Source organism: Legionella rubrilucens (genome assembly GCF_001468125.1).
GTDB classification, from domain to species: Bacteria; Pseudomonadota; Gammaproteobacteria; order Legionellales; family Legionellaceae; genus Legionella_C; species Legionella_C rubrilucens.
In genome coordinates this window covers 77,931-102,663 of sequence record NZ_LNYT01000004.1, presented here as the reverse complement: position 1 = coordinate 102,663, position 24,733 = coordinate 77,931, and the positions used below count along the sequence as shown (strand labels likewise).

The following is a 24,733-nucleotide window of genomic DNA, read 5'->3' as shown; positions in this document are numbered from 1 at the left end:
CTTTAATCTCCTTTTGATCGTCAAATCAAGGAGTTAGATTACTCTAACTTAGATTAAAGTGCCCCCTCAAATGAGAAAGAGCCTTTCTATTCAGTACAATCTGATGTATATTCCAAAATATCTCCTGGTTGGCAGGATAAATAATTACAAATGGCATCAAGGGTTGATAAACGAATTGCCCTGGCTTTACCGGTTTTTAATATTGATAAGTTTTGTTCCGTTATGCCAATTGCTTCTGAAAGCTCTTTTGAGCGAATTTTTCGTTTAGCTAACATGACATCTAAATTTACTATAATAGGCATAAGTGTTTCCTTATACAGTCAGCTGTTGTTCTTCGCGTAATTTACATCCTTCTACCATAATCCAGGAAATTAGAATTACAATCAGTGCTATTAATACCACTCCAATGTTTGTTTGATCTAAAGTTATCGCCGCAAAACGGTGTCCTGGCGGGTTATATCTTGTTAATGCAAAACCCATCGCCCCCTGATATATGGGATCAATGATTTGTGTTATTAATAAGGCATATCCGATATTCCGAATATAGCGAACATTATTAATGGAGAAGATTTCGCCGTTTTCGTATAACTTAAATAATTTGATTAACGCAAATAAAATATATAATTGAACAAACATTGGAATACTACTGAGGCATAAACCCAAGAATTTTTCTGAACCACTTAGTGTATGTAAAATACGATTGGCATAAGCAGCGGGAATATAATTGAGATTAATAGCCCCACCTATGATCATAAGTGTTCCTGACGATTTGACCCATGCCACAATTAAAAATAGAGGTAAAGCAACAAATAGCACTTGAAATAACACTCTGAAAAATAAACTTATTCGTTGAATTTTTCCCATCTTGATCTCCTCAGTTAACCAAAACAGGGCACATTGTGTGCCCATTGCTTACCCAAACACTCCACCATAAGAACGACAACTAATTTCATGCGCTGATAACGAAAACGCTAATGTGCCAGTAGCTTTTGTTTTATCTGTCGTCATTGAGCATTGCTTTGGTTGATTAAATTGATTAGCGGATAAGGGTAACTCATGGCCATTTACTGACAGAATAATTACTCCAGCTAAATCATAATTATTCATATCAATTGGGAAAGTAGTGTTTTTACTGATCTCCATCGATTGAGGCTCGCCAAGAACAGGCTGACTGTTATGATTTAGATGAGCAATGCGAAATATAATTTTCATTGACTGATTTGCAGTAAATAGTACTTCATTAGCATGAACTCCCATGGTTATTCCGAATAAACCACAAGCTAAAACACTTAATTTTCTTAATTTCATTTAGACCTCTTACTGTATAGAAATATAATTTATCATCGATGACGCGGAGAATATAAGCGATTAATTATCGAAAAACAATAAATTTTTATTAAATAAAATTAATATTCGAATTTTTTGGGTGTTCATTTCAATAATTCAGGAAGTATTATTGTCTAGAACTACCAGTAAGATGCTTAATTAACGATCAATTGTTGAAGTGACTGGTAGAGAACTTGAGGAAGTTATACTTCACCGGATGGCCTGCCGTGACTTAAAAACCTGCTACCCCTGATTGCCGAGCGACGGCACGTGTCGCAGTAGAGCTTATACGCTTGAAACGGAAGTTGCGACGATGCCCCGCCGCATGTCACTGGCCGGTATTCAGGACAAACAATTTATGCGCAGAGATTTAATTGAAGTGGTTTGGGTTTTTTACCTTTGACATTTACAAAAGCGCTGCTTCTTTCCAATTTGCAAACAGTAGGCTGGGATGTTGCTGAGAGTACAATCAAGTTCATGAGGTACTCCTACATTTTTAACCCTTGGTCGTTCTTTTGCATAAATGATGCCATGCTATCCAAAGTGTATATATGGATTTCTTTCTGTTATAATCCTGCGCAAAACCAATTGAGACAGCCATGCCCTCAGACACTATTGATTACAGAGAAAAGCTCATCCAAAACGGCATTAAACGGAATTTAATCCCTCCCGCGCTGACTAATGATCAATGCCAGGTGCTGTTTAACAAATTAAAATTTTTCCGCATCTCCTGGATTGAGGAAACATGGCAATTATTGGCGATTCTTGGTGATGAAGCAACGTATAAAAATGTCGATCGAAAAGACAGTTATGATTTGAACATGGCGCATTACGCTGTTTTGTCTGGCGATCTCCAGCGATTGAATCAGGTTCTGGCGCAAAGGCCCACTCTTTTTTATCAATTTGATGCAGAGAGAAGAGGCGCCGCGCATTATGCCGCCCTGTCAGGCAACCTTGTGGTGTTGCAATGGATTAAAGACAATAAGCCTGCCTTATTGAACACAATTGACAAGGCGGGCTGGACTATCGCGCATTATGCCGCACATTCGGGCAACCCTAAGGTATTGCGATGGATTAAAAAAAATCACCTTGAGGCATTATTGATGGATAAGAATGCTCGGGATACTTTCTTAATCGCTGCCGCGCATTCCGGTAATGGAGAGCAACTCAATCTGGCCTTGGCCCTTTGCGGTAACCCCAGCGAAATCAATTTCAGCCGTTTAACCGCTGAAAATTCCACTGCTCTTTCTACTCTGCGCGAGGCGCTTCAAAGCAATTACACATTAACGAGTGTGGTATACCCCTATTTCAGTGAGCTATGGGATGAAGTAGAGACGTTACTTGAAAAGAATGAAGTGATCATTCTTCGACTGAACAAGCTGAGTGACGATTTTACTGTTTTATGTCAACAGGATAAAACAGGTGCGCGAACCTGCCCTTTATCAAAAGACGCGTTATTAGCCCTGTTCACAACGGCTGCCCAGGCCATCTCGCCCCGTATTCCAGAGAAAGACATCAAAGCGCAGTTTTATAAAATCTATAACAACAGCATTCCTTTAAAACATGATGCTGCTTTGGCCGCGAAAGGAAAAATCCTGGACTTTAAAATTAAATCGGAGACATTAACTGGATTTCGCGCCTGTTTTATCAACAAGAAAGTGGCTCAGCTTAAACGGCACGCCATGTCTGATCTTAAGGCATTAATCCTTAAGGCCGATACGTTTACTGAAAACGACTTACGGCAGTGGTATCTGGAGCACCAAGAGTCAGTTAACCGACAAACCAATACCTTGACTGGGTTTTTTTTCAAAACACGTGAAACGGCCTCCCGCGCATTGGTGAGAAACATCTGTAAGGATTTTGGCTTTGATGAGCAACGAATCACGGCTAATCCTGAGAATGAGCATTCAGGTGAAGAGGCGATTGCAGTACTCCGTTAAATTGGCAATTAGGTAAATTTTTCCATACTATCGCTCAACAGAGCCCATTGAGGGCTGCATTTTATTGGGTATAACAATGAAATTTTTTTTATTTCAAATAGTAACGATGGGTTTAATGTCTTTCAATGCCTGGGCGGGTGATTGCAGTCAGGTTTATACCATTGGCGCTTACGACGAAGCGTTTGAGAACCATGCTGTGGTTTCAAAACTGGGAGCAATCCCCGCTTCGGAAGTACCGCCTGCAATACCACCCTCGTTTTTAGAAAATGATGGTTCCTATGGGGGTGGGGAAGCAACTTGTTCTATTGCAGAAGCCTGCCAATTACTCAAAACGCAACTGGCATCAGGTTTATTGGACAGTAAGGAAAATTGGCATATCTATCTTCTTGAGGCTGTCTGGGGTAAAGACACTTATTTATTACACCCGAATGATTATCGTCTTAAGCATCCTGTGAAGGTGGTGGCGCTCGTTAAGAAAGACTGTTAGTAGACCCCCGGGTTACAAGTTCCCGGAAACCCCTTTTTCAATCCTCGAAACCAACGTCCCATCCATCAAAAAACAAATAAACTGAATGGAGTAGCGAATATGCCACAGGTTGCTTTTGAATTTTCTGGGATTGGTCATCAACTTCTTCAGACAAAAGGCAAGCCAGAAATACCATTTGATTAACACGATGGGGAGGCTTTCAGACAAGGGGTTTTCTGTGGGGAGAGGGTAGGTGTCCATGAAGGCCTGCCGTTTCGTCTCATCCAGTGAGACGCTGCGATGATCATAAACCGTGCACCAGGCGAGCAGCGTATCGAGGTAATCGGCCGTCTGGTCAAACAGGCCCACCGTTTCCCAGTCGACCACCCAAAAATGGTCGTTTTCCCAAAGCACATTCTTAGGCTTTAAATCATTATGACAAAGGACGGTGCCTTTGAGCGCGCTCAGGGCATCCAATAAAGTATCCCTGTGGGTTACAAGGTAAGTCGAGAGGGCATTGATTTTGGGGAAAAAATAAGCGGGATGAGTACAGGACGACAGTTTATCCCACACCGAAAGGGTTATGATTTTTTCGCCAATCGCCTTGTAAATGGTAAATTTTTCCTGCGCCAAGGCCTCATTAAACTGCAATGGCGTCCGGTGCAGTTGAGCGAGAAACCCGGCAATCTGCCGCACATGGCTGCTCGACAGGTCATGATTTTCGCGTACCACGGCATCAAGCTCTGGATAGAGTAAAATTAAATCATTGGCTGTCTGAACAAGGCAATTGTCGCCAGCGAAATAAGCCGACATCACATGCCCTGTTCCTGATAACTGCGAGGCAATCTGTTCGCTAAACCGGAGTGATTCCGTCAGTTTTTCAAGTTCAACCGCGTAGTCCTGAACGTACTTCGCTTTATTAATTGTCTTGACCACGTAACGTGTTGAACCGCAGGCTGCCTGATAAGCCGAATTGACATCGCCGCCACCGAGCGGTTTGATGATTTTGAGTGGATTCGGCAACCCCAATGTTTGGGTTATAAAGGTCAGTTCCTCTGGTTTAAGCATACAACAGGTGGTCCTTGTTGTTTATTTAAAGTACTTATAGTAAGGATGGGTCGCATAATCAAGAATGGCCTTGTCCCCGCTGCTGTCGCCATACGCGTAAACCGTTCGGGGTGTATGACCGATTAATTGAAGAACCCGTTGCAGTTTTTCTTCACCATAACAGCTTTTTCCTTCCAGGGTACCTGTGGCCTGGTTGTGTTCATCAAAGGCAATTTTTGTGGAAGCCAGACCATTGAAAGCATGACACAGGGACCAATGCGTCATGTACAAATCGTAGGCCGCCGTAGCCAGGATGCAATAATGGCCCTGGCTTTTATGCCAGCGTAACCGTTGATAGGCGCTGTCCCTTATCAAGGAAGGCAGTACGGTGTCAGAGAACAGTTTACCCTGCTGAAAAAGATAATCACGGGAGAGGTTGGTAAAAAAAGAGCGGGCAATGATGTGATTTAACTCATCGAGTTCCATGCGATTGAAGTGATATAAAAGCAAGGCGTGCAATTGGCGCGCGGCTTTGATAAAGACGGAGGTACCAAAGACAAAGCGCAGAAACGGCACCGTCGTGCTTTTGCGAGTGATGGTGCCGTCAAAATCAAAAATAGCGACCGGTTGCCTGTCACCTGGCTGCTCAATCATGTCTACCCTCTTGCCTGTAAAGCCATTGGTTTTGCCGATACCTGCATTGATTATAGCGTATCCTGTGATTGAGCCTTTATCCAGACGAACCACGAGATACCCGCTCTGCGGTGAAAATGCTCCATAGTTAAACATTATGTCTTTTTTTGGTTTTAATGATGGTCAATCAGTTAGCAACGTTGTTACTTGATCGAATCCTTCGTCATGCTCAAACCCAACCCGAAAAGATAGCCTTAAAATTTCTGAAAGAGGATTATAAAACCAGCCAGACACTGACTTACGCCCAACTTGTTGACCAGGTGGTGTCTTTAACCGACGCCATACTTCAAGCCCAGCAGCAAAGAAACCTGCCCTTAACCCAGCAATCGATATTATTAATTTTTGATTCAAGCATTGAATACATCATCTCCTTTTTAGCCGTTATACACTCTGGAAATATTGCCATCAAGGTCTACCCCCCCATCAGGCGATGACCAGCGACACCCGCGAAGGCCCGTACTTAAGAACGGGCGATTTGGGATTTGTTTTCAATCAATACAAAGTGGGTGAGGATAGTCGGCTGTTTCATTCAGCCGATTATCTTATTCCTTCGCTCCTTGAAAAAGGTGAAAGGAAAGTCACCATTTGGAATTATCCTAACCCTGAAAAATTGAATCTGCTGGTGCGAAGCAGTTCCTTGGGAGACAGGATGGGACTGGCCTTCAACCCACGTTTTTTCAGTGAGGAAGAAGCTGGTTTATTTTTGAACAACCTCTTGCATGCCATCCAGTCGAGTCTTGATTGATAGCGGGTGTTTGCCTTGAGTTTGGCAAAATCAACGGGTTTGCGCGCTAAAGTCCTGCGCAAACCCGGCTTCGCTGCTAGTAATAGTCATAGTCAATGGAGGTCGCGGAGATGTCCGTGTAAGTATCCATTGGTTCCTGTTCGATGTAGGTGACTGAATTGTAAACAGGCGTACTGCGTACAACGGTGGAGCCGCAGCAGCTGTTAGTCACGACCGGTGTAGTGACTACTGACGTACAGCATCGCTTGACAACGGGTCTGACGACTGTGGTGGGGCAACAGGCACTGGACACGTAGTTTGTTCCGCAACAGGGCCTGGTGACGACATAATCATTAACAGAGGTATTGACATAACCACAGGCCGTTAAGCCCATGATAATTGGCGCTAAAATGATCCCTTTCATGATGAATTCTCCCAGCCTTATTCACTAAGCATAAGTGTATAATATTTGATCACGAGTTGCCAGTTAGCCTTGGTTTATTTTTACTTTTTATGTGTCATTTTTAATCTGCAAGGGCTTGATAAAATCAATAATTTGCTCATTAAAAAAACAATTTGGCTAGTTTAAGTCAAAAAGCGGTCATTATGATCTATAATTAATCATAGTGGACAAACGGAGTTGGCCATGACTGAGAAACTGGAATTGGAAGAGTACTTAACGACCTTACTGTCTGGTGAATATCGCACATCTAGACCCTTCGATAAAAAATCCGATATTACTGCAGTAATGGGACCGGAAGCGAAAGCACTGAAAATTCCTGACATTCCCATGGAACAGATAATCCCACCTCGAGAGATGATCGTAAAAGGTATCTATCTTTTGCTTGAACCAGTATTGAATGAACTGGTAAAAAACAGTGCCTTTGATTGGCAATTATCATATGGCTCGTTATCAGCAAAGGATGTCGCTAAAGGGTACCTCTTCAACGCGATCACCAGTTCCATGCTCAGAGACAGACCCTTCACTCCTCAGGAATTGGGTTTACAGATTTTTCTGCGTCACGTCAGCGATGCCTATGTTGACGGCATCAGCGCAGAAAAAGCCATCTCTACCTTTGCTGGTAAACCCCATGTGCAAAGCCAATTCGGCTCCATGGTCATCTCCATGTCCCTTACGCGGCCGACCAAGCAGGATTTAATCAGGAGTTACCTGACCGATAACCGTTTTGTTATGGCCTATCAAGCCAGTTTGTTTGATGAAAGCGAGTTTGAAAAAGGGGTCTGCGATGATTTAAAGCAGACCCTGCTGGCGGTTATGGATATCGTCAAAAAACACTATAAACCGCATTTCTGGAATAAAACCAAAGAAGCATTCAGTTTAAGTCCCAGGATCATTCATGAGACGACGGGTATGCCCGCCTTGCTGTACTATTTTTCTACCGTATTGAAGGAAATCCGCAAAACCAATTCGCGTACGTTTATGGATGATACGTTAACAGAAATTAAAAAATCCTCCTTCTTCCTGCAACACAGTGTGGATTTAACCGATGACAGCCGTCAGGAATTAAAAATGGCTATGGATAAACTCATTAAAGAAATTGACGATGTGAATGAAAAATTAACCAGCAGCAAAATCAAGGAAGGTCTCACTTCCTGGACGCCTGCTTATCCGCAGCCAACAACCGGTTTCAGGGGGAGTATTTAACAAGGGATGAGCTTATCAACCTCAAAGAGTAGCGATTACTCAGGGTATTTTTACAGAATGTAATGCGTAATCCCTCTGTTCGCAAAATGCCAATTCCTCGACTATTCTTAAAGAGTGTTGTAAGTCGGAAGTGAATATGGATACACGTTTTGGATTACCTGTTTCTACCAGTTCAATGGAAATTGTTGCCGCGCTTGATCACTTTCACCACCAAATTATTGCTTCTGGCCCCGCAGCGAATGACATCCTGTCTACGGTAGAAAATAACCCCCAGGAGGTGCTGGTGCAGGTCTACTGTGCTGCTTTTTATCTTTATGGTCAGAACAGCGAATCGACGGCGCTTGCCCGCACGCATCTGCTTCAGGCTGAAAAGTATTTAAGCGGCGCTAATTTAAGGGAGCAATTGCTTTTTGAAGCGGTTAAAAACTGGATGAATCTGGATTATGACGCGGCGATCATCGTCTTGACCGCTTTAATTCGTCTTTATCCCCGCGACACGCTGGCCTTAAAATTTTCGGAATGGCTGTTTTACTGTACTGGTCAGGCTTATCAGGCTAAGCGCTATTTGGCGCTCTGTGAAAGCATGGTCAATGAAAACAAGGCAGACCCGCATTTTCTGGCCATGTACTCCTTTGCTTTGGAGTTAAGCGGTCACCTGACGCGGGCCTGTGCGGTGGCTCAGGAAGCCGTAGCGATAGAGCGTGTGTCCCCCTGGGCTCATCATACTCTGGCCCACTACTATTTAAATACCAATCAGATTGAATCAGGCCGTAAACACCTGGAAGACTTTAAACCTACCTGGGACAGCATTCTGCCCCTGCTTAAAGGCCACAATACCTGGCATATTGCCTTGTTTTATCTAGCCATGCGGGATGAAGAGCAGGTGATGCTGCTGTTTCCGCAGATTTTTGGCCCGCTGCCTGATCTGTGTACCGAGCAGTTAGACGGCATTTCCCTGTTGTGGCGGCTCGAACTGGCCGGCTTGCCGCAGGCCTATGGTACGACCTACATTGCAGAATACCTTGATAATTATCCTTACGAACAGTACACCGGATTTAATAATATTCATTACATCTATTGCCTGGCCCGCGCAGAACAGGAAGCGCAGGTACAGCGTGCCATCCAGTCCGTCATGGACTACGCCAGGAATTTACCGCAAGGGAAAAGTCATTCTCTATGGCAACACATCATCCTGCCTTTTTGCCAGGCGACTTATGCCTACACACAGGATAATTATGACCGCGCTCACCAGATATTAGCGCCAATCATTATGAAATTTAATCAATTGGGGGGAAGCGATGCCCAGGGTGAGTTATTTACCCAGACTTATTTGACCTGTTTGTTAAAGTTGCATAAAAAAGACGAGGCCCGGAAATTCTTCCTGCAATACCTGCCTCATTATCGAGGTACAGCCCTGGAATCGTATTGGTTTCAGTAATCTGTCAAGCCTTGCGTTGAAAAGGAAATGAGTATGGGAAATGATCGAATAACCAATGCAAAAAACTATTTTCTGGATTTACAAAGCAGGATCTGCGCACAGCTTGGCCGGTTTGAGGCAGTGCAGGAATTTAAGAAAGACCCCTGGTCCAGTGCGGTAGGCGAGGGATTGACATGTGTGCTGGAGCGCGGCTCGGTTATTGAGAAGGGGGGCGTGGACGTTTCCTATGTCCATTCGGCCACCCTACCGCCTGCATCCCTGGTGCATAGAAAAGAACTGGCCGGTTTACCATTTTCCAGCACGGGCATTTCCATTGTCATCCACCCGCAAAATCCTTACGTACCCACATCCCATGCCAATTTGCGTCTATTTTACATGGAAAGGGAAAACAAGGGGCCGCTTTGGTGGTTTGGCGGCGGCTTTGATTTAACACCTTACTATGGTTTCGTCGAGGATTGCCAGTTATGGCATCAAAAAGCGTTTGAAGCATGCGAACCCTTTGGCAAGGACTGTTATTTGGAATTTAAAGAGAGGGCCGATCACTATTTTTACATTAAACATCGTAAGGAACCGAGAGGGATTGGGGGGCTTTTTTTTGATGATTTAAACCGTTGGGATTTCGACACGACGTTTAATTTTGTTAAACGGGTAGGAGAAAAATACCTGGAGGCCTATCTCCCCATCGTTGAAAAAAGACACACCATAGACTATGGGGAACGGGAGCGTCATTTTCAATTGTACCGCCGCGGACGTTATGTGGAATTCAATCTCGTCTATGACCGTGGTACCTTGTTTGGATTGCAGTTTGGCGGCAGGACTGAATCGATTCTGATGTCGTTGCCGCCGTATGTGAGCTGGTCTTATGAAAACCCGGTTCAGAAACAGAGTGCTGAGGCAGAATTAGTGGATTATTATTTAAAAACCAGGGATTGGATTAATCTTTAACCCTTCTATACTTACATTTTCTACTGAATAACCCAGAGGGTTTATGATGACAAAGAACATTCGTTTGGCTACACGGGCATCGAAACTGGCCCTGATTCAAGCTGAGATTGTAAAAAGCAGGCTGGAGCAGTTTCTCGACAAGCGCGCAACCGTCTCGATCGTGCCATTAACCACACAAGGCGACAGGGATTTAACCAAACCCCTGCATGAAATTGGTGGTAAAGGGATCTTTATTAAGGAAATAGAACAGGCTTTGCTTGATGATCTGGCGGATATCGCGGTACATAGTCTGAAAGACATTACCACCAATCTCGCGAAAGGGTTGCAGTTGTCGGGGTTTTTAAAACCGGAAGGGCAGCGCGATGTTCTGGTGTTTAAAGAAAAAAAGGTGACATTCAATACCTTGCCGGAACAGGCCATCATTGCCACCGGCAGTTTAAGACGCAAAGCCCTGCTCAAGTATTTACGCCCGGATATCCAAACACTTCCCATCCGCGGCAATGTATTGACTCGGCTGGATAAAATAAAAGAAATGCCTGTTCAGGGAATCCTGCTGTCAGAAGCGGGTTTGATTCGCCTTGAATTAACCGATCTGATTCAGGAAGCGCTGGATCCCAATCGTTTTATTCCGGCACCAGGGCAAGGGGTTATTGCCTTGCAAACCCGACATGGGGATGATTTCGCCATTGAATGTTGCCAAGCCATCAATGACAGCCATCAGGAACTGATTTCCACCTCTGATCTTCATTTTTTAAGCCATGTAGGCCTCGACTGCAAAGCGCCGCTGGGTTTATACACCACGGAAGAGAAGGATTCATTACGGATGAAATTGTTTTTATCCAATGAAAAACTCACTCATTTTTATCTCAATGAAGTGGATTTCCCCAAAAAAGACCGTTTAAGGGCCATCGATGAATTGGCCAGAAACACATTGGAGTGGCTTAAAGCGCATGAACACTAACCCGCTTCCTTTGAATAACCGGCGTATTATCCTGCTTCGCAGCCCGGAGAAAAGCCAGAAAATAGCTGACATGGTGAGAAAATGGGGAGGGACGCCCCTGTTTCATCCGATGCTGGACTTAATCCCCACGCCATTTCTTGAAAAAGTTACACGCGAATTGATCAACGCGCATGACACCATCATTTTTGCCAGCGCCAATGCCGTCGATTTTTTTCTTAACCAACTTAAACAGGACAATGACAATCCTCAGGGTCTCCTGGCAAACCACCGCATCATTCCTGTAGGCCAGGAAACAGCCAACCATCTGCTTTCCCTGCACATCAAGCCGTCTTTGGTGCCTGAAGAGTACAGCCAGGAGGGCATTCTGGCGGCTTTACCGACTGATCTGGAAGGATGGAGAATATTGCTGCCCAATAATCTCGATTCAAGAAAGCATCTGGAAGACGTCTTGCGTGAACGCAAGGCCAAGGTGACCTCCCTGCCTGTTTACCAGAGTGTACCGGTCTCTCATGCTTCGCCGCTGACACTGAATGACCATGATTTTATTGTGTTCAGCAGCAGTCTCATTGCCCGATTTTTTTTTGAATCCCAGGGAAAATTACCCCACATTATTCCAGTGGCGCTGGGGCAGTCAACGCTTCAAACCATTAGCAACTATTATCATGGCCCAGTCTTGTTAGCCAGGGAAAGTTCCCTGGCAGGAACGATAGAAGCCATCCGGGTTTATTGTGAACAGACGGCTGAAAACCATTAGCCAGAAGCGCCATGGAGGCAGTGATGCCCGTGTTCTATAGTTAATTAACGTGCTGAATTATCAAGCCACTGCATAAGGAATATCAACCATGACCTTATCTACTCAATACTTTGATCAGGCACAAACCCTTTTTCCGGGTGGTGTGAACTCACCGGTGAGAGCCTTTAAGTCGGTGGGTGGAACACCTGTTTTTTTTAAAGAAGGGCGAGGGGCTTATCTGATCGATGTCGATGGCAATGAATACATTGATTATGTCGGTTCCTGGGGACCCATGATTTTAGGGCATTGCAATAAGGACGTGGTGGAAGCGGCCCGTGAAGCGCTGGGTCATTTTTTAAGTTTTGGCGCACCCAGCGTACAGGAAATCCAATTAGGCGAACGAATCACTGAACTGATGCCTGCTCTGGAAAAAATCCGCCTGATGAATTCAGGCACGGAGGCGGCAATGACCGCCATTCGGTTGGCGCGTGGCTACACCGGGCGCAATAAAATCATTAAGTTCAAAGGCTGTTACCATGGTCATAGCGATTGCCTGCTGGCAAAAGCCGGATCGGGTGTGTTGACCTTAGGCATCCCCTCAACCCCGGGCGTTCCGGCCAGCGTCACGGAGCATACGCTCATTGCCAACTACAATCAGTTGGACGAGGTGGCCATGCTGTTTGACACCTACAGTGAGGATATCGCCGCCATCATTGTTGAGCCCATCTGCGGAAACATGGGATTTGTATTGCCTGAGGACGGGTTTTTGCAAGGGCTTAGGACTTTGTGCGACCAGCATGACGCCGTATTGATATTGGATGAAGTGATGACTGGGTTTCGGGTGGCCTTAGGCGGGGCGCAATCCCTGTTTAACATCAGGCCCGACCTGACCATCCTCGGTAAAGTCATCGGTGGTGGGATGCCGGTGGGGGCGTTGGGCGGCCGTGCGGACATCATGGACTGCCTGGCCCCGGTAGGCGGCGTTTACCAGGCTGGAACCCTGTCGGGTAATCCTTTTGTTATGACCGTGGGGTTAGCTACGATCAATCAATTGACTGAGCCTGGCTTTTTTGAACGCCTTACGCAAACCACCGATTCATTAATCCAGGGTTTTAATGACCTGGGCGAACGGTTAGGGGTTCCTCTGCATGCCGCATCGAGAGGGGGGATGTTTGGTTACTTTTTTAACCCTGATAAATCGATTGCCAATTTTGATGACGTGGCCAAGGGCGATGAAACGTTATTTAACCGTTTTTTCCATGGCATGCTTAACAAAGGAGTCTATCTTGCTCCGTCCATGTTTGAGGCAGGATTTGTTTCCATCTGCCATGGTCGTCAGGAGATAGAAAAAACCCTGTCGGCGGCCGAAGATACGTTAAAAGAAACCCTGAAAAAATAAAGCCTGGGAGTTAAACGCCGCTGGCATCGCGGATGGCCCCATCCATCAGCTTAATGTCTTTGTCGGCGGTCCTTGCGTAATCCAGGTTGTGAGTGACCACCAGCACGGCTTTTTGTTCTTCATGCGCGAGCGTCATCAACAGATTAATGACAATTTCGGCATTGGTGGAGTCCAGGTTTCCAGTCGGTTCATCCGCGATGATAATGGCAGGATTATTCGCCAACGCTCTGGCTATGGCCACGCGTTGCCGTTCCCCCCCTGAAAGTTCATTGGGTCTTCGGTTAATTTTTTTCTCAAGCCCAAAATGTGCCAACAGGCTTTTGGCCCGATCATAAGCCGCGCTATCCCCGTAGCGATTGAGCCTGCGCATCGGCAGCAAAACATTTTCGATGGCCGTAAATTCCTGGATTAGGAAATGAAATTGAAACACAAAGCCTATTTTTTCAAGCCGCAACTGCGCCAATTGTTCCGAATTCATTTGATTGGTGATCTGGTTGTCAATCATCAACGTGCCGGAGGTGGGTTTGTCCAGCAGCCCCAATAGAAAAAGCAGGGAGGATTTACCGGAGCCGGATGGTCCGGTGATGGTGGCAAATTCCCCGGGGTAGATGGCCAGATCCACTCCCCTTACCAATTGAACGGGTTGCGGTTTTAAGTGCAGGACTTTATTTAACGCGACCGCTTGCAGTACGGGTTGTTGCTGGCTCATCAAGTGTCCCCCCGAATAATATCAACTGGCAATAACGCGGAAGCCTTTCGAGCGGGCAGGATGGCGGCTAAGATGGAGATGCTGAAGGCAAACAAGGCGGAAATGAGGTAATTGGAATAGCTTTTGTTCAGAACAAACCCTTGTGTTCGGGTAAATCCTGAATTCTCAAAGCGAATGGCGGATAAGCCTTCCACCAGGGTAAAACCGATTAACCAGCCGAGCAGGCAACCTGTCACGCCGATGGTGATGCCCTGAAGTAAAAAAATGGTTCGAATGTCGGTGACCTGAAAACCCATGGATTTTAATATGGCGATGTCTTTCTTTTTTTCATTGACGATGGTGGAAATAATGTTGTACATACTGAACAGGGCGATGGCCAACAAGGCTGCGGTACAGGTGTACAACACGCCATTCTGAATGGTGAAGACTCTGAAAATGTTTTGATTGAGCTCTTGCCAGCTTTGGGTTTTGTATAAATACGTGTTTTCAATCTCTTCGGCAATGTTGTTGGCTTTTTGGACATCGCCAGTCACCCGCATTTTAATCTGGTTCAACGTGTTTTTTTTCTTAACCAAAACCTGAACTTTATTCAGCAGCATGTAACACTGCTGGTCGTCCTGAGAAGCAATGCCGCTGCGGAATAAGCCGATGACTTTGGTGTTCAGTTTATTCCCTTGATTGGACGTCGCAAACAGGCTGTCCCCTTCTTTGACGCCAAGCTTTTTGGCCAGTCCCTCGCCAAGAATAATGCCATTGGGCGTGGTGTAGAAGTCCGATAATTTGGCGCCGTTGAGCAGTTGTTCGTTCAGGTGGGTGATCTTTTCTTCTTTTTTAGGAATGATGCCATACAACAACGCAGTCACCGTCCGGCTGCCCACCTGTAAAAAGATTTCCTCACTCAATACCGGAGATATTTCTATGTCTGAACGCTGCGTCAAGCCGCTGATGATCTTTTGAGAGCCGCGTATGCCGCGGTTATCGTTTTTGGGTTTTAAACCCATCATCTCGACGTTATCCGGATTGGCAAAGTAGAGTTCGGAAGGTTGTTTGGATACTGTACGGAACTCGTCTTTCAGGACGATATGCGGCGAGTTATTAATCACCTGCTCGGTAAAATACTGTTGCAGTCCCTGCAGCAGGGCCGCGAGCGCGATGTAAAATCCTACGCCAATCGCTACCCCAAGCACTGCCACGGTGGTTGCGCGGCGGTGATAATTTAAATACTTGTTTGCAATCGACAACAGGAAGAACATAATCAGTGCCTCAACGATTGGGCAGGGTTTAATAGCAGGCGGTCTGTTGCTTTGACATTGTCGGTGATGATTTGGACTTTTTGCAGGGTGGTAATGCCGGTCTTGACGGCAATCGGTTCATAGCCCTGTGCGGTTTTGCGGTAGACTTTTCCTTCATAGACGGCACTTAAGGGAACCATCAGTGCGTCATCCACCACCTCGGTCACGATGTTGATCTCCACCGTCATGCCTATCATTAACGGGGTATTGTTGGGCAGACTGATCCGCACCCGGAATTGACGGGTTTCAGGATCCCCCTTGGGTGTCATTTTCTTTATTTTTCCAGTCATGACCTGATTGGGGTAGGCATCCGATTTAATGAGGACCAACTGGCCAATCTTCACCAGGGGAATGTCTTCTTCATCCACGAGTGCGGTAATTTGCAGAGGTTTGGGCTTACCAACCCAAAAAATGGTGGTGCCGCTTTTGGCCAACTCGCCAAGCTCAATGTCTTTTCGTAACAGGATGCCGTCAATGGGTGACACCAGCGTTATCCGGTCAAGCAATTTCTTCTGGCCCTCGTAATTGGCCAGGGCCTGTTCATAATTACTGAGCGCTTCTTCTGCGGCAGTGACGCTGACTAAGTTTTTTTTGAGCAGGGTCTGATACCGTTCATTTTCTTTTTTTAAATAATCCAGTCGTGAAAGAAAACTCGTGAGAGCGGCTTTTTCAACCCGATTATTCTGGTAGGCCAGCACCTGGCCTGCTTTAATTTCCTGTCCCTCGACCACATTGATTTGTTCGACAGTCGCGGTTTTACTGGCGGCAATCTTGGCCCACTTGACCGGTTCGACTTCGCCCGTGGCATAAACGATTTTTTCGGCTTTTTCTACCCGGGGATGAATGGTTTCTACTTCTTTAGTACGTAGAAAAAAATAAAGGGAGAAACCAACCAGCAGAAATAAAGCCATGAAGACTATTTTTTTCATGTCGTTTTCTCTTGTAATGGCTGGGTTGCCTTAAAACGGCCTGACCTCCACCATAATGACGATTAAAATCAACAGGAGCGTTGGAAATTCATTGAACGCCCGAAAAAAAAGGGTGGATCGGGTATTTTTATCTTCAGCAAACAAACGCCTATAATGCCCGGAAAGCAGATGGTAAGCCCACAAGACCACCACGGCCGTGAGCTTGACATGCATCCAGGTCTGAGAAAGGTAGTAAGACCAATTGGCGTACAACAGGATTAAACCCAACACGGTGGCAATAATGCCGGCAGGATAAATAATGCCGAAATATAAACGCCGTTCCATGATTTTAAATCGCTCAATGCTGATTTGATCGCTGCTTTGTGTATGGTAAACGAATAACCGTGGTAAATAGAGCAAGCCGCCAAACCAGGCGACAATGGCAACGATGTGAAACGATTTAACCCATAAAAACCACATACCAGTTCCTTGTTGTTATACCAATGGTTTTTTTATTATCGATTGACATTTAAGCCAATGCATTCTCTTATCCATGATATAACATCTTCACAGGATGAATTCAAATTAAGTCATGTTCAGCTTGCTGGCTGACAGTTGAATCAGCATGCGCCTCAACGATTCGTATTTCATCTGTTCAGGTTGGAATTCCTCGTCGGAAGAATACCTTAAGATAATGGATTTATTGACCATGATTTCAGCAATGTATCCCATAGACCAGAAGGGAAAATCCCTTTCGACGATGTCTTGACAGCCAATCAGTAAGACATCGTGATGCCTTTTATCCTGGGTAATGAGATGATACAGGCTCGATATGGCGGCGCAATCCCCCTCCAGTATCTGCACAAATTTAAACTTATTAAACAGTAATACACCAGTGACGCCGTGTTTTTTATTATTCACCGTCGACTGCTCCCAGATGTCTTCAATGTCCTGAGTCTTGACTTGAGGTAGTGCCTTGCTGGTGTAAATCAACTGTTTTAAATGCATGTCATTCCCTTTACTGGTTACTTGCCTTTAACTGTCATTGACTTTTTTAGTCAACAAATAGTTGTTGTTGTGCTTTTCAATCAATGCCCGTAGGTCATTAATGGTTTTCATGTCATTGTCTTTACAACAACGCCGTAACAGTATAGTACACAAATGCAGCATGGTACCGGACAATTCCTTAGTTAATTTTTTGACATGTTTTTCAGGGTTGGCCTTGAAGTCGGCATCGTTAATGGTTTTAGCCACAACATTGTCCAGGTATTGTTTGAGAATTTCCCGTTGCGGCTCGATGATTTTGCTCATGTAAGATTTGTCCAGTATCTGTTGCAATGAAAGAACTTCTCTATTAATAAGCCCGTCGAGATATTGGTCAAGATTACCATATTTGCTTTTATTCTCTTTTTCAGAGAGAGAGGCTAAGTCATCGACATCAAAGTATCTTACATTGCCGTAACGTCGGATTGACGTGTCGAAACTGCGAGGCAAAGACGCATCCGCGATATAAATTTGCCTGTTCGGATTAAAATGGCAATAGTCCCTGTCTTTTAAAATAGGTTCAGTGGTATTCGTTGCAGAAAAAATAACATCGGTATTGAAAAGGTACGGTGCAATGTCGTTGATGTGAATCACCGTGGCCACCTGTCTTAACTCGGCGCAGACTCTTTCCGGATTATGGGATGCGACAACGATTTGGTTCGGTTGATAAGGAATGAGATTCGTCAGGACTTCCTTAACCAGTTTACCAGTCCCTATAAAAAGGTAATTTTTGTCATACCGGTCGCTGTATTGCGCTTCAAGTTCATGAAAAAAGCATTGCGTTATCGATGACATGGGTAATGCAATGTGATTTTGAATGGCTTTTGACACTTGAAAGCTGTAGGCGTAGATGGTTTCCAGCGTATGGCCTATGAGATTATTTTTTTTCGCCTCTAAAAAGGCCTGTTTGACCTGGCCATTGATGTTTTTTTCACCGTAGATTTTGGCTTCCAATCCAGCAACGACCCGCATGATGTGTTTTAAGGCATCCATGCCGGACAGGTCGACGAAATAGTTCAATAACTCATCAAGGCTGGTCTTCGTTCTTAACGAAAGCCATGAGAACACAATGCTGGGGTCGGAGACGATACAAACAATCTCAAACCGGTTACAGGTGTTGAGAATACAGGCCTCATTGACTGTTTCAAGCTCGCATAACTCATTCAAAGCGAGCGAACACTGTTCTGGGGACATGCTAAATCGACTACGCACCTGAATATCATAATTTTTATGAGATAAGCTGATACAATGCAATCTCTTCATACATACCGCCACCTTAAAAGTTAAAAAGTACTCGGCAATTAGGTTAAGATTTAAGGGACATACACAGGGTATAGCCAATTATTTGCCATATAGCAAGAAAATTGATCAGTTATTGTCTATAATTATTCCACATGTTTTCTCGTGGAGAATTTATGTCTTTTTTTCCCGGTACACGCCTCAGAAGACTGCGCCATAACCCTGGTATAAGAGACCTGGTACGGGAAAACCACATCCATTTAGACCATCTGATTTACCCCCTTTTTGTGACGCATGGTAAAAAAATAAAAAAGGAAATATCAGCCATGCCGGGTTGTTATCAATTGTCGAAAGACATGCTGCTGCTGGAACTGAAGGAGGTCATTGCGTTAGGGATCAAAGCGATACTGTTATTTGGTCTGCCCGAGCATAAAGACAACCTGGGTTCCGGTGCCTGGAATAAAGAGGAAGTCATCCCTCAGGCGGTGGCCGCCATTAAAAAGGAATTTCCTGAATTAGTCGTGATGACCGATCTGTGTTTTTGCGAATACACCACCCATGGCCATTGCGGTGTCGTGGACAATCTGCTGGGTCATCCGGATGTCAACAATGATGCCACTTTGCCCCTGTTGGCAAAACAAGCCGTCGTTCATGCTGAAGCGGGGGTGGATGTCGTCGCGCCGAGCGGCATGATGGATGGCATGATTGATTCCATTCGCAAAGGATTGGACGCCGCCGGTTTTTCACATTTACCCATTATGAGTTATTCAGCCAAATATGCTTCTTCGCTCTACAGTCCCTTTCGAACGGCGGTGGATTCAATGCCTTCCCAGGGCAATAGAAAATCCTATCAGATGGATCCGGCCAATAGTGCTCAGGCCTTCAGCGAAACCGCTTTGGATGTTGCCGAAGGCGCGGACATCGTGATGGTGAAGCCTGCGCTGTTCTACCTGGATATCATTGCCAAAATGAAAATGTCGTTTCCCCACGTCCCCCTGGCTGCTTATTGTGTAGGGGGGGAATATGCCATGATAAAAGCGGCAGCTAAAGCCGGGTGGATTAATGAGCGTGATGTGGTTCTCGAACAGACGCTGGCGGTTAAAAGAGCCGGTGCGGATTTAATCATTACCTATTCAGCCAAGCAGATTGCGACCTGGCTTAAACCGATCTGAGCATTGTCACTACTGAGGAGCGGCGGTATGGATACGAATTATCGATTCATTCGGGCATTAAGACGAGAACCGGTGGATAAAACCCCCATCTGGATTATGAGGCAGGCCGGGCGGTATTTACCGGAATACTTAAAGACCCGCGACAGGGCTGGTGATTTTATGACGCTTTGCAAAACGCCCGAATTGGCCTGCGAAGTGACCATGCAGCCCATTACCCGGTATGAGTTGGATGCGGCCATTTTGTTTTCTGATATTTTAACCATTCCCGATGCCATGGGCATGGGGGTGAGTATTATCGAACAGCGGGGACCGGTCTTGGCGAAAACCATTCAATCTTTGGCTGACGTTGAGGAGTTGCCGTCCATCGATCCGGGCAGTGAGTTAAAGTATGTCATGGATGCAGTCCAGTTGATTAAAACCTCATTGGCAGGCCGCCTGCCGCTCATTGGTTTCTCCGGCAGCCCGTTTACTCTGGCGACGTACATGGTGGAAGGGCAGGCGACCCATGCCTTTTATGCCATTAAAAAAATGCTTTACAGCGCGCCGGAGGTCCTGCACCGGCTGCTTGCCAAACTAACAGCCTCTGTTCAGTCTTATCTGCATGCACAAATCAGCCACGGGGTGGATGCCGTCATGGTTTTTGATACCTGGGGCGGGGTGCTTTCCACGCGGGATTACCAACAGTTTTCTTTGGTTTATATGCAAAACATTGTCCATTATCTTAAACAACATGCCCCGGATATTCCCATCATTCTTTTTACAAAAGGCGGGGGGCAATGGTTGGAGACTATCGCGGAAACGGGTTGCCAGTGTGTGGGGCTGGATTGGACCACGGACATTAATGACGCGAAACGCCGGGTAGGGAAGCAGGTTGCCTTGCAGGGCAATCTCGATCCGGTGACGTTGTTAGCGCCTCCTTCTGTAATAATCGAGAGAACCAAACAATTACTGGACGATTACGGTGAGGGATCCGGTCATGTTTTTAATCTTGGCCACGGCATCCTTCCTCACATCCCGCCTGAACACGTAACGGCACTGGTTGAAACAGTCAATGAATACAGCCGGAAGTTTCATAAAAGTCGACTGTGAACAGGTTTCTGGTTTAAGCAGCGTGCCTTTCCGTACCTGAAGGCACGCTGAAAAAAACTTAAGCCGTGATGCCCAGGGGCAGGATAATATTAATGGAGTTGCTCGATTGCCATTGCACCGCACCCCCTTTGCCATTAGTCAGGTAATAGGAGACGGTAAAGCGGGGTTCAGTCGGCAGATTGCTGACGTAACCGCAGGTGACACGGCCTGTGGTGCTGTTGTAATTAACCATTTCATTGAAATAATTAGTCAACTGTGTCGGTAAATCCGTGGGCACTGAATCGGATTTAAAATAAATCAGATTATTCTGTGACAAGAGATTTTCATAACCGTAACCGGCAATGTAATCACCAAAATTGGTTAACGCGTTGCTTCCCATCGCCATAGGGCAGAAAATATCCACGGTCACGCCAATGGGGCTGGCATGGACAAAGGAAGTTAACGCCAAACCAGAAATTAACGACACCAACGCTTTCTTTTTCATTATCCGTCCTTCTGTTGTTAATACCGCTTCCGTAAAGTGAAAATTAATAATGGGGGAGGGCGAATGCGTTGTCAATCCGCCTAAAAAAATATTTATTTTCAGTGAGATGGGTATCGATGATGGGGGCTAGACTGTTCTTTATTGTAAGGTGTGTGTGCCTGAATGGCCCACGTAATGATCATCGGTATAGTGCTCGACAATGTAATTGACCATCGCAATGAAGGGCAAATCGTTGAGGTAAAGGGGGTTGCTTTTCAAGGAAAAAATGATGTCACGAATAATCTGGCTTTCCTCCTCGTCCTCGGGATAGCCTCTGGCTATGGAAAATGCCACCTCCTTCAGGTGTCCAATCGAATCCTCATTTGCTTTAAAAAACGTGGAAAGGTGATTTTCCGGCGGAAGATAATCTTTCAACAGGGAGAAAACAGCGGCTAACGGTTTAAGGCAGTCTGAAGCGATGAAGTGGGCTTTAAGGTGGCAGGCTATCGCGAGTTGTTTTGTGGCTTTCGCGATAGCCATGGCTTCCAGAAGGATGTCTTTCGCAACGGCATTATCCGTAGTCAGTTTGCAAAGTTGAAAGACAATCGCACTCTGTCCGGCACGGACGGCCATTTTTAAAAACTGACCTGCAGCCTGTTTGCCAGGTTCCTGCAGGGCGATTATGTTCTGAAAAACATCCCATTGTGCGTTTTTCGCCGCATGATGAAGCATGAAATCGACGCCGAGTTGGTGTGGTCTTAATCCGGCCGCATAGAGACTGTCGATGGCCCGCCATTGCAAGGCCTTGGCGAGCTCTGTAAAAACCAGAGTACGCCTATCTTCGCTGATTCCCATGCGGCATAAGCAGATCATCAATTCCCATTTGTGTGAGGAGTTCAGGGTTATTGCTGTCTGAAAGGCGGCATGGATGGTGTCGGTGCCCGGAAAAAGAGGGGGTTTCAGCTGCAAAAGACGTCTGACCACTCCGGTTCGTTCGGAAGAAACAGCTGCAAGCAGAACCTTGTCGAGGCATTTCTCACTGACGTGGTGGTCGTGACATCGGGCATGGCATAATATGTCAACGATTTGCCAGCACTGCTCCGCCTTCAGGGGATTGTTATCTTTAAAAAGAACCGCTCCCTGCAGGGCGTTCAACACCGCCTGGTCCAATACATCCCTTGGAATGTGGATCAACCTATAGGGCTCGCAAAGGGATTGAACGGTATTGATCAAGCCATTTCCTGATGCGCGAATCAACCGTTCAGGGTTAATTTTAACTGCCATGCGTTACAACAACTCGATCAGGGGCTCCTTTAATTTTAGACCATATATAAATCACAGGATGGGCATCAACGAGCCCTGGATAGTGCATTTGAAACCACGCTGTTAATCCTTGATCACTTAATGTCCCTCCAAGAAAGTGCTATGCTAGTGCCTCTGAAATTTGATCTTGAATGCCTATGCTGGTATCGAAACATACCGCTGTTCTGATTGAGAACTGCATTAAACAGACTCACATCAATGTGACATGCTCCTATCCCGCACAGGCTGTTTTGAATATATCCGGCGGGGCAGCCTGTTTTTCTGGAACAGACTCGTTTCTGACGCAGGTGATTGGTTGGGGATTTGCCACCGAAAGAGCACAGTTTGGTGATGACATTGCAGCGATAGAACAATTTTATCGTCAACAGGGTAATCCTCAGGTGGATATCGAGCTTTGCCCCCTGGTGCCTGATTGGTTGCCTTTACAACTCGGCAAACGCGGTTACCGGTTAACGGAAATGAATACCGTTTCGATTATCGACTTAAGGCAGCAGGAAGGGCAATGGCATTCAAACACTACCTCTTGCCTTATACGTCCGGTGGAAAAAAGTGAGTTGAGTGCCTGGGCAAGAGTGGTCGCGCATGGCTTCAACTGCCTGGAGGCAGAGGAGCATTTCTATCATTACGCCAGTGCAGCCAATGTGACGGCATTTGCTGCCCTGGTAGACAACAACCTGGTGGCGGGAGGAACGATCGCTATTCATGATGGCATCGGCGATTTGGGAGTTACCAGTACCCTGCCCCTTTACCGAGGGAAGGGCCTGCAAAAAGCCCTGCTTTTAAACCGGCTGCAATTTGCAAAAGAGCAGGGCGCCAAGCTTGCAGCCGTGACGACCGCGCCTGGATCGGTGTCTGAATTAAATTGCCAGAAAACGGGGTTTCATTGTGCCTATACCCGGGTAAAATTGACGTTAGGTCTTGAATAATAACCTCTTTTTTAATTTTTGATTGCCCTGTCGTGATTTATTTTGATATTATTTGTTAAATTTTTAACCTTTTGAGGGGCTATGAGCTATTTAGCCAGTGCATTGGCCATGGTGCTTAGTCTGTTCATGGTCAGCGAATCGGAGGCTTCAGACAGCCGTTTGCGGGACAAGATTGGGCAAATGCTTATTGTGGGTTTTGAAGGGAAAACCGTGGGTAAGCACTCCCCCATCCTCCAGGCCATTGCAGAAGAAAACATTGGTGGGGTGATTTTATTTGACTACAGTGACCAGACCGAGACCTTTAATAAAAACATTGAAAGTCCCAAACAGGTTCAGCGCTTAAACCGGGCGCTGCAGCACGCCGCAGACAAGGCCAACCGCCGCCATCATCGCAAACCCTTGCCTTTGCTGATTTCAGTCGATTATGAGGGCGGCGAAGTGAACCGCCTGAATGCAAAATACGGCTTTCCAGCCATCCCGTCAGCGGAGGCTTTCGCCAGACTAAACGATGCCAAGGCTCATCAACTGGCCGAAACCATAGCGGTGACCTTAAGCAGCAACGGCTTTAATCTGGATTTTGCCCCGTTGATTGATGTGAATGTGAACCCGGACAACCCTGTTATTGGTCAGTTGCACCGCAGTTTTTCCGCTGATCCCACGGTGGTGGCCCATTATGCCGGTGTCGTTGCCAGTCATTTACGGGCGCATGGTCTGCAATGCGCCTATAAGCATTTTCCCGGTCATGGCAGTTCGACTGCCGACTCGCATGTCGGATTTGTCGATGTGTCTCAAACCTGGAAAACCATGGAATTACGTCCTTACCGGCAATTACTGCATCAGCAGTCCTCCTGCGGTATGATCATGACTGCCCATATCGTTAACCGCCAACTCGACGAATCGGGTTTACCTGCCACGTTATCCCACAAAGTATTAACCGGACTTTTACGTGACAAGTTAAAATTTGATGGCGTGATTGTCACCGATGATATGCAAATGAAAGCCATCAGCGATCATTATGGTCTTGAGAAGGCACTGACATTGGCGATTAATGCCGGCGCTGACATGATTATGTTTGGTAATCAGTTAAGCGATAAGCCTCAGGAAACCAAAGCCCTGGTTGATCTCATTGAAGCGAAAGTCAAGGCAGGTGAAATCAGCGAAAAACGCATAGACGAGGCGTATCGGCATATCGTTGCTTTTAAGAGCTCACTTAAAAAGGATTAATTTCAA

At 45.9% G+C, this 24,733-nt stretch carries 28 protein-coding genes; 14 read left to right on the top strand and 14 right to left on the bottom strand.

Annotated features, from left to right (window positions below; genetic code table 11):
* Positions 1 to 86 precede the first annotated feature (86 nt).
* Genes Lrub_RS01845 through Lrub_RS01835 form a run of 3 tightly spaced genes read right to left on the bottom strand, consistent with a single transcriptional unit; the run spans position 87 to position 1,308 of the window.
* Complete coding sequence (locus Lrub_RS01845) at positions 87 to 302, bottom strand: helix-turn-helix domain-containing protein (RefSeq protein WP_058530496.1); 216 nt, start codon at positions 300 to 302, stop codon at positions 87 to 89.
* Positions 303 to 312: 10 nt separating this feature from the next.
* Positions 313 to 864, bottom strand: coding sequence for a DUF2975 domain-containing protein (locus Lrub_RS01840; protein WP_058530495.1), 552 nt, complete (start codon positions 862 to 864; stop codon positions 313 to 315).
* A gap of 48 nt (positions 865 to 912) precedes the next feature.
* The gene (locus tag Lrub_RS01835) at positions 913 to 1,308 is read right to left on the bottom strand and encodes a hypothetical protein (RefSeq protein WP_058530494.1); all 396 of its coding nucleotides are present in this window, start codon (positions 1,306 to 1,308) and stop codon (positions 913 to 915) included.
* 617 nt (positions 1,309 to 1,925) lie between these two features.
* Between Lrub_RS01835 and Lrub_RS01830 the strand changes: the two genes are divergently transcribed.
* Positions 1,926 to 3,266: an ankyrin repeat domain-containing protein gene (locus tag Lrub_RS01830; RefSeq protein WP_058530493.1), complete on the top strand. Its 1,341-nt coding sequence runs from the start codon at positions 1,926 to 1,928 to the stop codon at positions 3,264 to 3,266.
* A 106-nt stretch (positions 3,267 to 3,372) separates the two neighbouring features.
* Positions 3,373 to 3,753 carry a DVU_2496 family lipoprotein gene (locus tag Lrub_RS01825; RefSeq protein ID WP_133134151.1) on the top strand — a complete coding sequence of 127 codons (381 nt, stop codon included), beginning with the start codon at positions 3,373 to 3,375 and terminating at the stop codon, positions 3,751 to 3,753.
* A gap of 12 nt (positions 3,754 to 3,765) precedes the next feature.
* Here the strand turns inward: Lrub_RS01825 and Lrub_RS01820 are convergent, their stop codons facing one another.
* Both Lrub_RS01820 and Lrub_RS01815 read right to left on the bottom strand, forming a co-directional pair.
* Entirely contained in the window at positions 3,766 to 4,800 is a 1,035-nt protein-coding gene (locus Lrub_RS01820; RefSeq protein WP_058530491.1) for an aminoglycoside phosphotransferase family protein, read from the bottom strand.
* A 21-nt stretch (positions 4,801 to 4,821) separates the two neighbouring features.
* Positions 4,822 to 5,568, bottom strand: a complete 747-nt coding sequence (locus Lrub_RS01815) for an HAD-IB family hydrolase (RefSeq protein WP_237760727.1) — start codon at positions 5,566 to 5,568, stop codon at positions 4,822 to 4,824.
* Positions 5,569 to 5,588: 20 nt separating this feature from the next.
* Here Lrub_RS01815 and Lrub_RS01810 point away from each other — a divergent pair, with 20 nt between their 5' ends.
* Positions 5,589 to 5,906 carry an AMP-binding protein gene (locus Lrub_RS01810; RefSeq protein WP_058530489.1) on the top strand — a complete coding sequence of 106 codons (318 nt, stop codon included), beginning with the start codon at positions 5,589 to 5,591 and terminating at the stop codon, positions 5,904 to 5,906.
* Positions 5,903 to 6,217, top strand: coding sequence for a hypothetical protein (locus Lrub_RS01805; protein WP_058530488.1), 315 nt, complete (start codon positions 5,903 to 5,905; stop codon positions 6,215 to 6,217). Before Lrub_RS01810 ends, Lrub_RS01805 begins: the two co-directional genes overlap by 4 nt.
* 76 nt (positions 6,218 to 6,293) lie before the next feature.
* On the opposite strand, the gene Lrub_RS14710 is transcribed toward Lrub_RS01805, so the two are convergent.
* Complete coding sequence (locus tag Lrub_RS14710; protein WP_133134152.1) at positions 6,294 to 6,620, bottom strand: hypothetical protein; 327 nt, start codon at positions 6,618 to 6,620, stop codon at positions 6,294 to 6,296.
* A 222-nt stretch (positions 6,621 to 6,842) separates the two neighbouring features.
* Here Lrub_RS14710 and Lrub_RS01800 point away from each other — a divergent pair, with 222 nt between their 5' ends.
* The 6 genes from Lrub_RS01800 to hemL all read left to right on the top strand — a co-directional run bounded on the left by Lrub_RS01800 (position 6,843) and on the right by hemL (position 13,338).
* Positions 6,843 to 7,862 (top strand): hypothetical protein, encoded by a 1,020-nt coding sequence (locus Lrub_RS01800; RefSeq protein WP_058530487.1) that lies wholly within the window; start codon positions 6,843 to 6,845, stop codon positions 7,860 to 7,862.
* Between the two features lie 136 nt (positions 7,863 to 7,998).
* Positions 7,999 to 9,300, top strand: a complete 1,302-nt coding sequence (locus Lrub_RS01795) for a tetratricopeptide repeat protein (RefSeq protein ID WP_058530486.1) — start codon at positions 7,999 to 8,001, stop codon at positions 9,298 to 9,300.
* Between the two features lie 33 nt (positions 9,301 to 9,333).
* Positions 9,334 to 10,245 carry an oxygen-dependent coproporphyrinogen oxidase gene (gene hemF, locus Lrub_RS01790; RefSeq protein ID WP_058530485.1) on the top strand — a complete coding sequence of 304 codons (912 nt, stop codon included), beginning with the start codon at positions 9,334 to 9,336 and terminating at the stop codon, positions 10,243 to 10,245.
* Between the two features lie 43 nt (positions 10,246 to 10,288).
* Positions 10,289 to 11,206, top strand: coding sequence for a hydroxymethylbilane synthase (gene hemC / locus Lrub_RS01785; RefSeq protein WP_082651411.1), 918 nt, complete (start codon positions 10,289 to 10,291; stop codon positions 11,204 to 11,206).
* On the top strand, positions 11,196 to 11,960 hold the full coding sequence (locus Lrub_RS01780) for a uroporphyrinogen-III synthase (protein ID WP_058530483.1): 765 nt from the start codon (positions 11,196 to 11,198) through the stop codon (positions 11,958 to 11,960). The genes hemC and Lrub_RS01780 overlap by 11 nt, the downstream gene beginning before the upstream one ends.
* Before the next feature lie 88 nt (positions 11,961 to 12,048).
* Complete coding sequence (hemL, locus tag Lrub_RS01775; RefSeq protein WP_058530482.1) at positions 12,049 to 13,338, top strand: glutamate-1-semialdehyde 2,1-aminomutase; 1,290 nt, start codon at positions 12,049 to 12,051, stop codon at positions 13,336 to 13,338.
* Between the two features lie 10 nt (positions 13,339 to 13,348).
* On the opposite strand, the gene Lrub_RS01770 is transcribed toward hemL, so the two are convergent.
* From Lrub_RS01770 to Lrub_RS01745, 6 genes are all read right to left on the bottom strand, one after another.
* A complete protein-coding gene (locus tag Lrub_RS01770) occupies positions 13,349 to 14,047 on the bottom strand; it encodes an ABC transporter ATP-binding protein (protein ID WP_082651409.1) in 699 nt (232 codons plus the stop codon).
* A complete protein-coding gene (locus Lrub_RS01765; RefSeq protein WP_058530481.1) occupies positions 14,047 to 15,300 on the bottom strand; it encodes an ABC transporter permease in 1,254 nt (417 codons plus the stop codon). The genes Lrub_RS01770 and Lrub_RS01765 overlap by 1 nt, the downstream gene beginning before the upstream one ends.
* A 2-nt stretch (positions 15,301 to 15,302) precedes the next feature.
* Positions 15,303 to 16,268: an efflux RND transporter periplasmic adaptor subunit gene (locus tag Lrub_RS01760; RefSeq protein ID WP_058530480.1), complete on the bottom strand. Its 966-nt coding sequence runs from the start codon at positions 16,266 to 16,268 to the stop codon at positions 15,303 to 15,305.
* 30 nt (positions 16,269 to 16,298) lie between these two features.
* Positions 16,299 to 16,727 carry a protoporphyrinogen oxidase HemJ gene (gene hemJ, locus Lrub_RS01755; RefSeq protein ID WP_058530479.1) on the bottom strand — a complete coding sequence of 143 codons (429 nt, stop codon included), beginning with the start codon at positions 16,725 to 16,727 and terminating at the stop codon, positions 16,299 to 16,301.
* 105 nt (positions 16,728 to 16,832) lie between these two features.
* Positions 16,833 to 17,255, bottom strand: coding sequence for a BLUF domain-containing protein (locus Lrub_RS01750; RefSeq protein WP_058530478.1), 423 nt, complete (start codon positions 17,253 to 17,255; stop codon positions 16,833 to 16,835).
* A 27-nt stretch (positions 17,256 to 17,282) separates the two neighbouring features.
* Positions 17,283 to 18,554 carry a glutamyl-tRNA reductase gene (locus tag Lrub_RS01745; protein WP_082651408.1) on the bottom strand — a complete coding sequence of 424 codons (1,272 nt, stop codon included), beginning with the start codon at positions 18,552 to 18,554 and terminating at the stop codon, positions 17,283 to 17,285.
* A 152-nt stretch (positions 18,555 to 18,706) separates the two neighbouring features.
* On the opposite strand from Lrub_RS01745, the gene hemB reads away from it, so the two are divergent.
* Both hemB and hemE read left to right on the top strand, forming a co-directional pair.
* Positions 18,707 to 19,702 carry a porphobilinogen synthase gene (hemB, locus tag Lrub_RS01740; protein WP_058530476.1) on the top strand — a complete coding sequence of 332 codons (996 nt, stop codon included), beginning with the start codon at positions 18,707 to 18,709 and terminating at the stop codon, positions 19,700 to 19,702.
* Positions 19,703 to 19,729: 27 nt separating this feature from the next.
* Positions 19,730 to 20,791, top strand: a complete 1,062-nt coding sequence (hemE, locus tag Lrub_RS01735) for a uroporphyrinogen decarboxylase (protein WP_058530475.1) — start codon at positions 19,730 to 19,732, stop codon at positions 20,789 to 20,791.
* Between the two features lie 58 nt (positions 20,792 to 20,849).
* Here the strand turns inward: hemE and Lrub_RS01730 are convergent, their stop codons facing one another.
* Together Lrub_RS01730 and Lrub_RS01725 are read right to left on the bottom strand one after the other, a co-directional pair.
* Entirely contained in the window at positions 20,850 to 21,275 is a 426-nt protein-coding gene (locus Lrub_RS01730) for a hypothetical protein (protein ID WP_058530474.1), read from the bottom strand.
* Between the two features lie 138 nt (positions 21,276 to 21,413).
* Positions 21,414 to 22,538 (bottom strand): hypothetical protein, encoded by a 1,125-nt coding sequence (locus Lrub_RS01725; protein WP_058530473.1) that lies wholly within the window; start codon positions 22,536 to 22,538, stop codon positions 21,414 to 21,416.
* A 176-nt stretch (positions 22,539 to 22,714) separates the two neighbouring features.
* On the opposite strand from Lrub_RS01725, the gene Lrub_RS01720 reads away from it, so the two are divergent.
* Positions 22,715 to 23,503: a GNAT family N-acetyltransferase gene (locus tag Lrub_RS01720; protein WP_058530472.1), complete on the top strand. Its 789-nt coding sequence runs from the start codon at positions 22,715 to 22,717 to the stop codon at positions 23,501 to 23,503.
* 81 nt (positions 23,504 to 23,584) lie between these two features.
* On the top strand, positions 23,585 to 24,727 hold the full coding sequence (locus Lrub_RS01715; RefSeq protein WP_058530471.1) for a glycoside hydrolase family 3 protein: 1,143 nt from the start codon (positions 23,585 to 23,587) through the stop codon (positions 24,725 to 24,727).
* Positions 24,728 to 24,733: the final 6 nt, after the last annotated feature.

Coding starts and splice junctions, on each gene's coding strand:
- Lrub_RS14710 (WP_133134152.1), bottom strand. CDS start 6,620: ATGAAAGGGATCATTTTAGCGCCAATTATCATGGGCTTAACGGCCTGT.
- Lrub_RS01820 (WP_058530491.1), bottom strand. CDS start 4,800: ATGCTTAAACCAGAGGAACTGACCTTTATAACCCAAACATTGGGGTTG.
- hemF (WP_058530485.1), top strand. CDS start 9,334: ATGGGAAATGATCGAATAACCAATGCAAAAAACTATTTTCTGGATTTA.
- hemE (WP_058530475.1), top strand. CDS start 19,730: ATGGATACGAATTATCGATTCATTCGGGCATTAAGACGAGAACCGGTG.
- Lrub_RS01715 (WP_058530471.1), top strand. CDS start 23,585: ATGAGCTATTTAGCCAGTGCATTGGCCATGGTGCTTAGTCTGTTCATG.
- Lrub_RS01810 (WP_058530489.1), top strand. CDS start 5,589: ATGATGGTCAATCAGTTAGCAACGTTGTTACTTGATCGAATCCTTCGT.
- Lrub_RS01815 (WP_237760727.1), bottom strand. CDS start 5,568: ATGTTTAACTATGGAGCATTTTCACCGCAGAGCGGGTATCTCGTGGTT.
- Lrub_RS01765 (WP_058530481.1), bottom strand. CDS start 15,300: ATGTTCTTCCTGTTGTCGATTGCAAACAAGTATTTAAATTATCACCGC.
- Lrub_RS01805 (WP_058530488.1), top strand. CDS start 5,903: ATGACCAGCGACACCCGCGAAGGCCCGTACTTAAGAACGGGCGATTTG.
- Lrub_RS01770 (WP_082651409.1), bottom strand. CDS start 14,047: ATGAGCCAGCAACAACCCGTACTGCAAGCGGTCGCGTTAAATAAAGTC.
- Lrub_RS01760 (WP_058530480.1), bottom strand. CDS start 16,268: ATGAAAAAAATAGTCTTCATGGCTTTATTTCTGCTGGTTGGTTTCTCC.
- hemJ (WP_058530479.1), bottom strand. CDS start 16,727: ATGTGGTTTTTATGGGTTAAATCGTTTCACATCGTTGCCATTGTCGCC.
- Lrub_RS01840 (WP_058530495.1), bottom strand. CDS start 864: ATGGGAAAAATTCAACGAATAAGTTTATTTTTCAGAGTGTTATTTCAA.
- Lrub_RS01725 (WP_058530473.1), bottom strand. CDS start 22,538: ATGGCAGTTAAAATTAACCCTGAACGGTTGATTCGCGCATCAGGAAAT.
- Lrub_RS01825 (WP_133134151.1), top strand. CDS start 3,373: ATGGGTTTAATGTCTTTCAATGCCTGGGCGGGTGATTGCAGTCAGGTT.
- Lrub_RS01795 (WP_058530486.1), top strand. CDS start 7,999: ATGGATACACGTTTTGGATTACCTGTTTCTACCAGTTCAATGGAAATT.
- Lrub_RS01750 (WP_058530478.1), bottom strand. CDS start 17,255: ATGCATTTAAAACAGTTGATTTACACCAGCAAGGCACTACCTCAAGTC.
- hemB (WP_058530476.1), top strand. CDS start 18,707: ATGTCTTTTTTTCCCGGTACACGCCTCAGAAGACTGCGCCATAACCCT.
- Lrub_RS01720 (WP_058530472.1), top strand. CDS start 22,715: ATGCTGGTATCGAAACATACCGCTGTTCTGATTGAGAACTGCATTAAA.
- Lrub_RS01835 (WP_058530494.1), bottom strand. CDS start 1,308: ATGAAATTAAGAAAATTAAGTGTTTTAGCTTGTGGTTTATTCGGAATA.
- Lrub_RS01745 (WP_082651408.1), bottom strand. CDS start 18,554: ATGAAGAGATTGCATTGTATCAGCTTATCTCATAAAAATTATGATATT.
- Lrub_RS01845 (WP_058530496.1), bottom strand. CDS start 302: ATGCCTATTATAGTAAATTTAGATGTCATGTTAGCTAAACGAAAAATT.
- Lrub_RS01780 (WP_058530483.1), top strand. CDS start 11,196: ATGAACACTAACCCGCTTCCTTTGAATAACCGGCGTATTATCCTGCTT.
- hemL (WP_058530482.1), top strand. CDS start 12,049: ATGACCTTATCTACTCAATACTTTGATCAGGCACAAACCCTTTTTCCG.
- Lrub_RS01730 (WP_058530474.1), bottom strand. CDS start 21,275: ATGAAAAAGAAAGCGTTGGTGTCGTTAATTTCTGGTTTGGCGTTAACT.
- Lrub_RS01800 (WP_058530487.1), top strand. CDS start 6,843: ATGACTGAGAAACTGGAATTGGAAGAGTACTTAACGACCTTACTGTCT.
- Lrub_RS01830 (WP_058530493.1), top strand. CDS start 1,926: ATGCCCTCAGACACTATTGATTACAGAGAAAAGCTCATCCAAAACGGC.
- hemC (WP_082651411.1), top strand. CDS start 10,289: ATGATGACAAAGAACATTCGTTTGGCTACACGGGCATCGAAACTGGCC.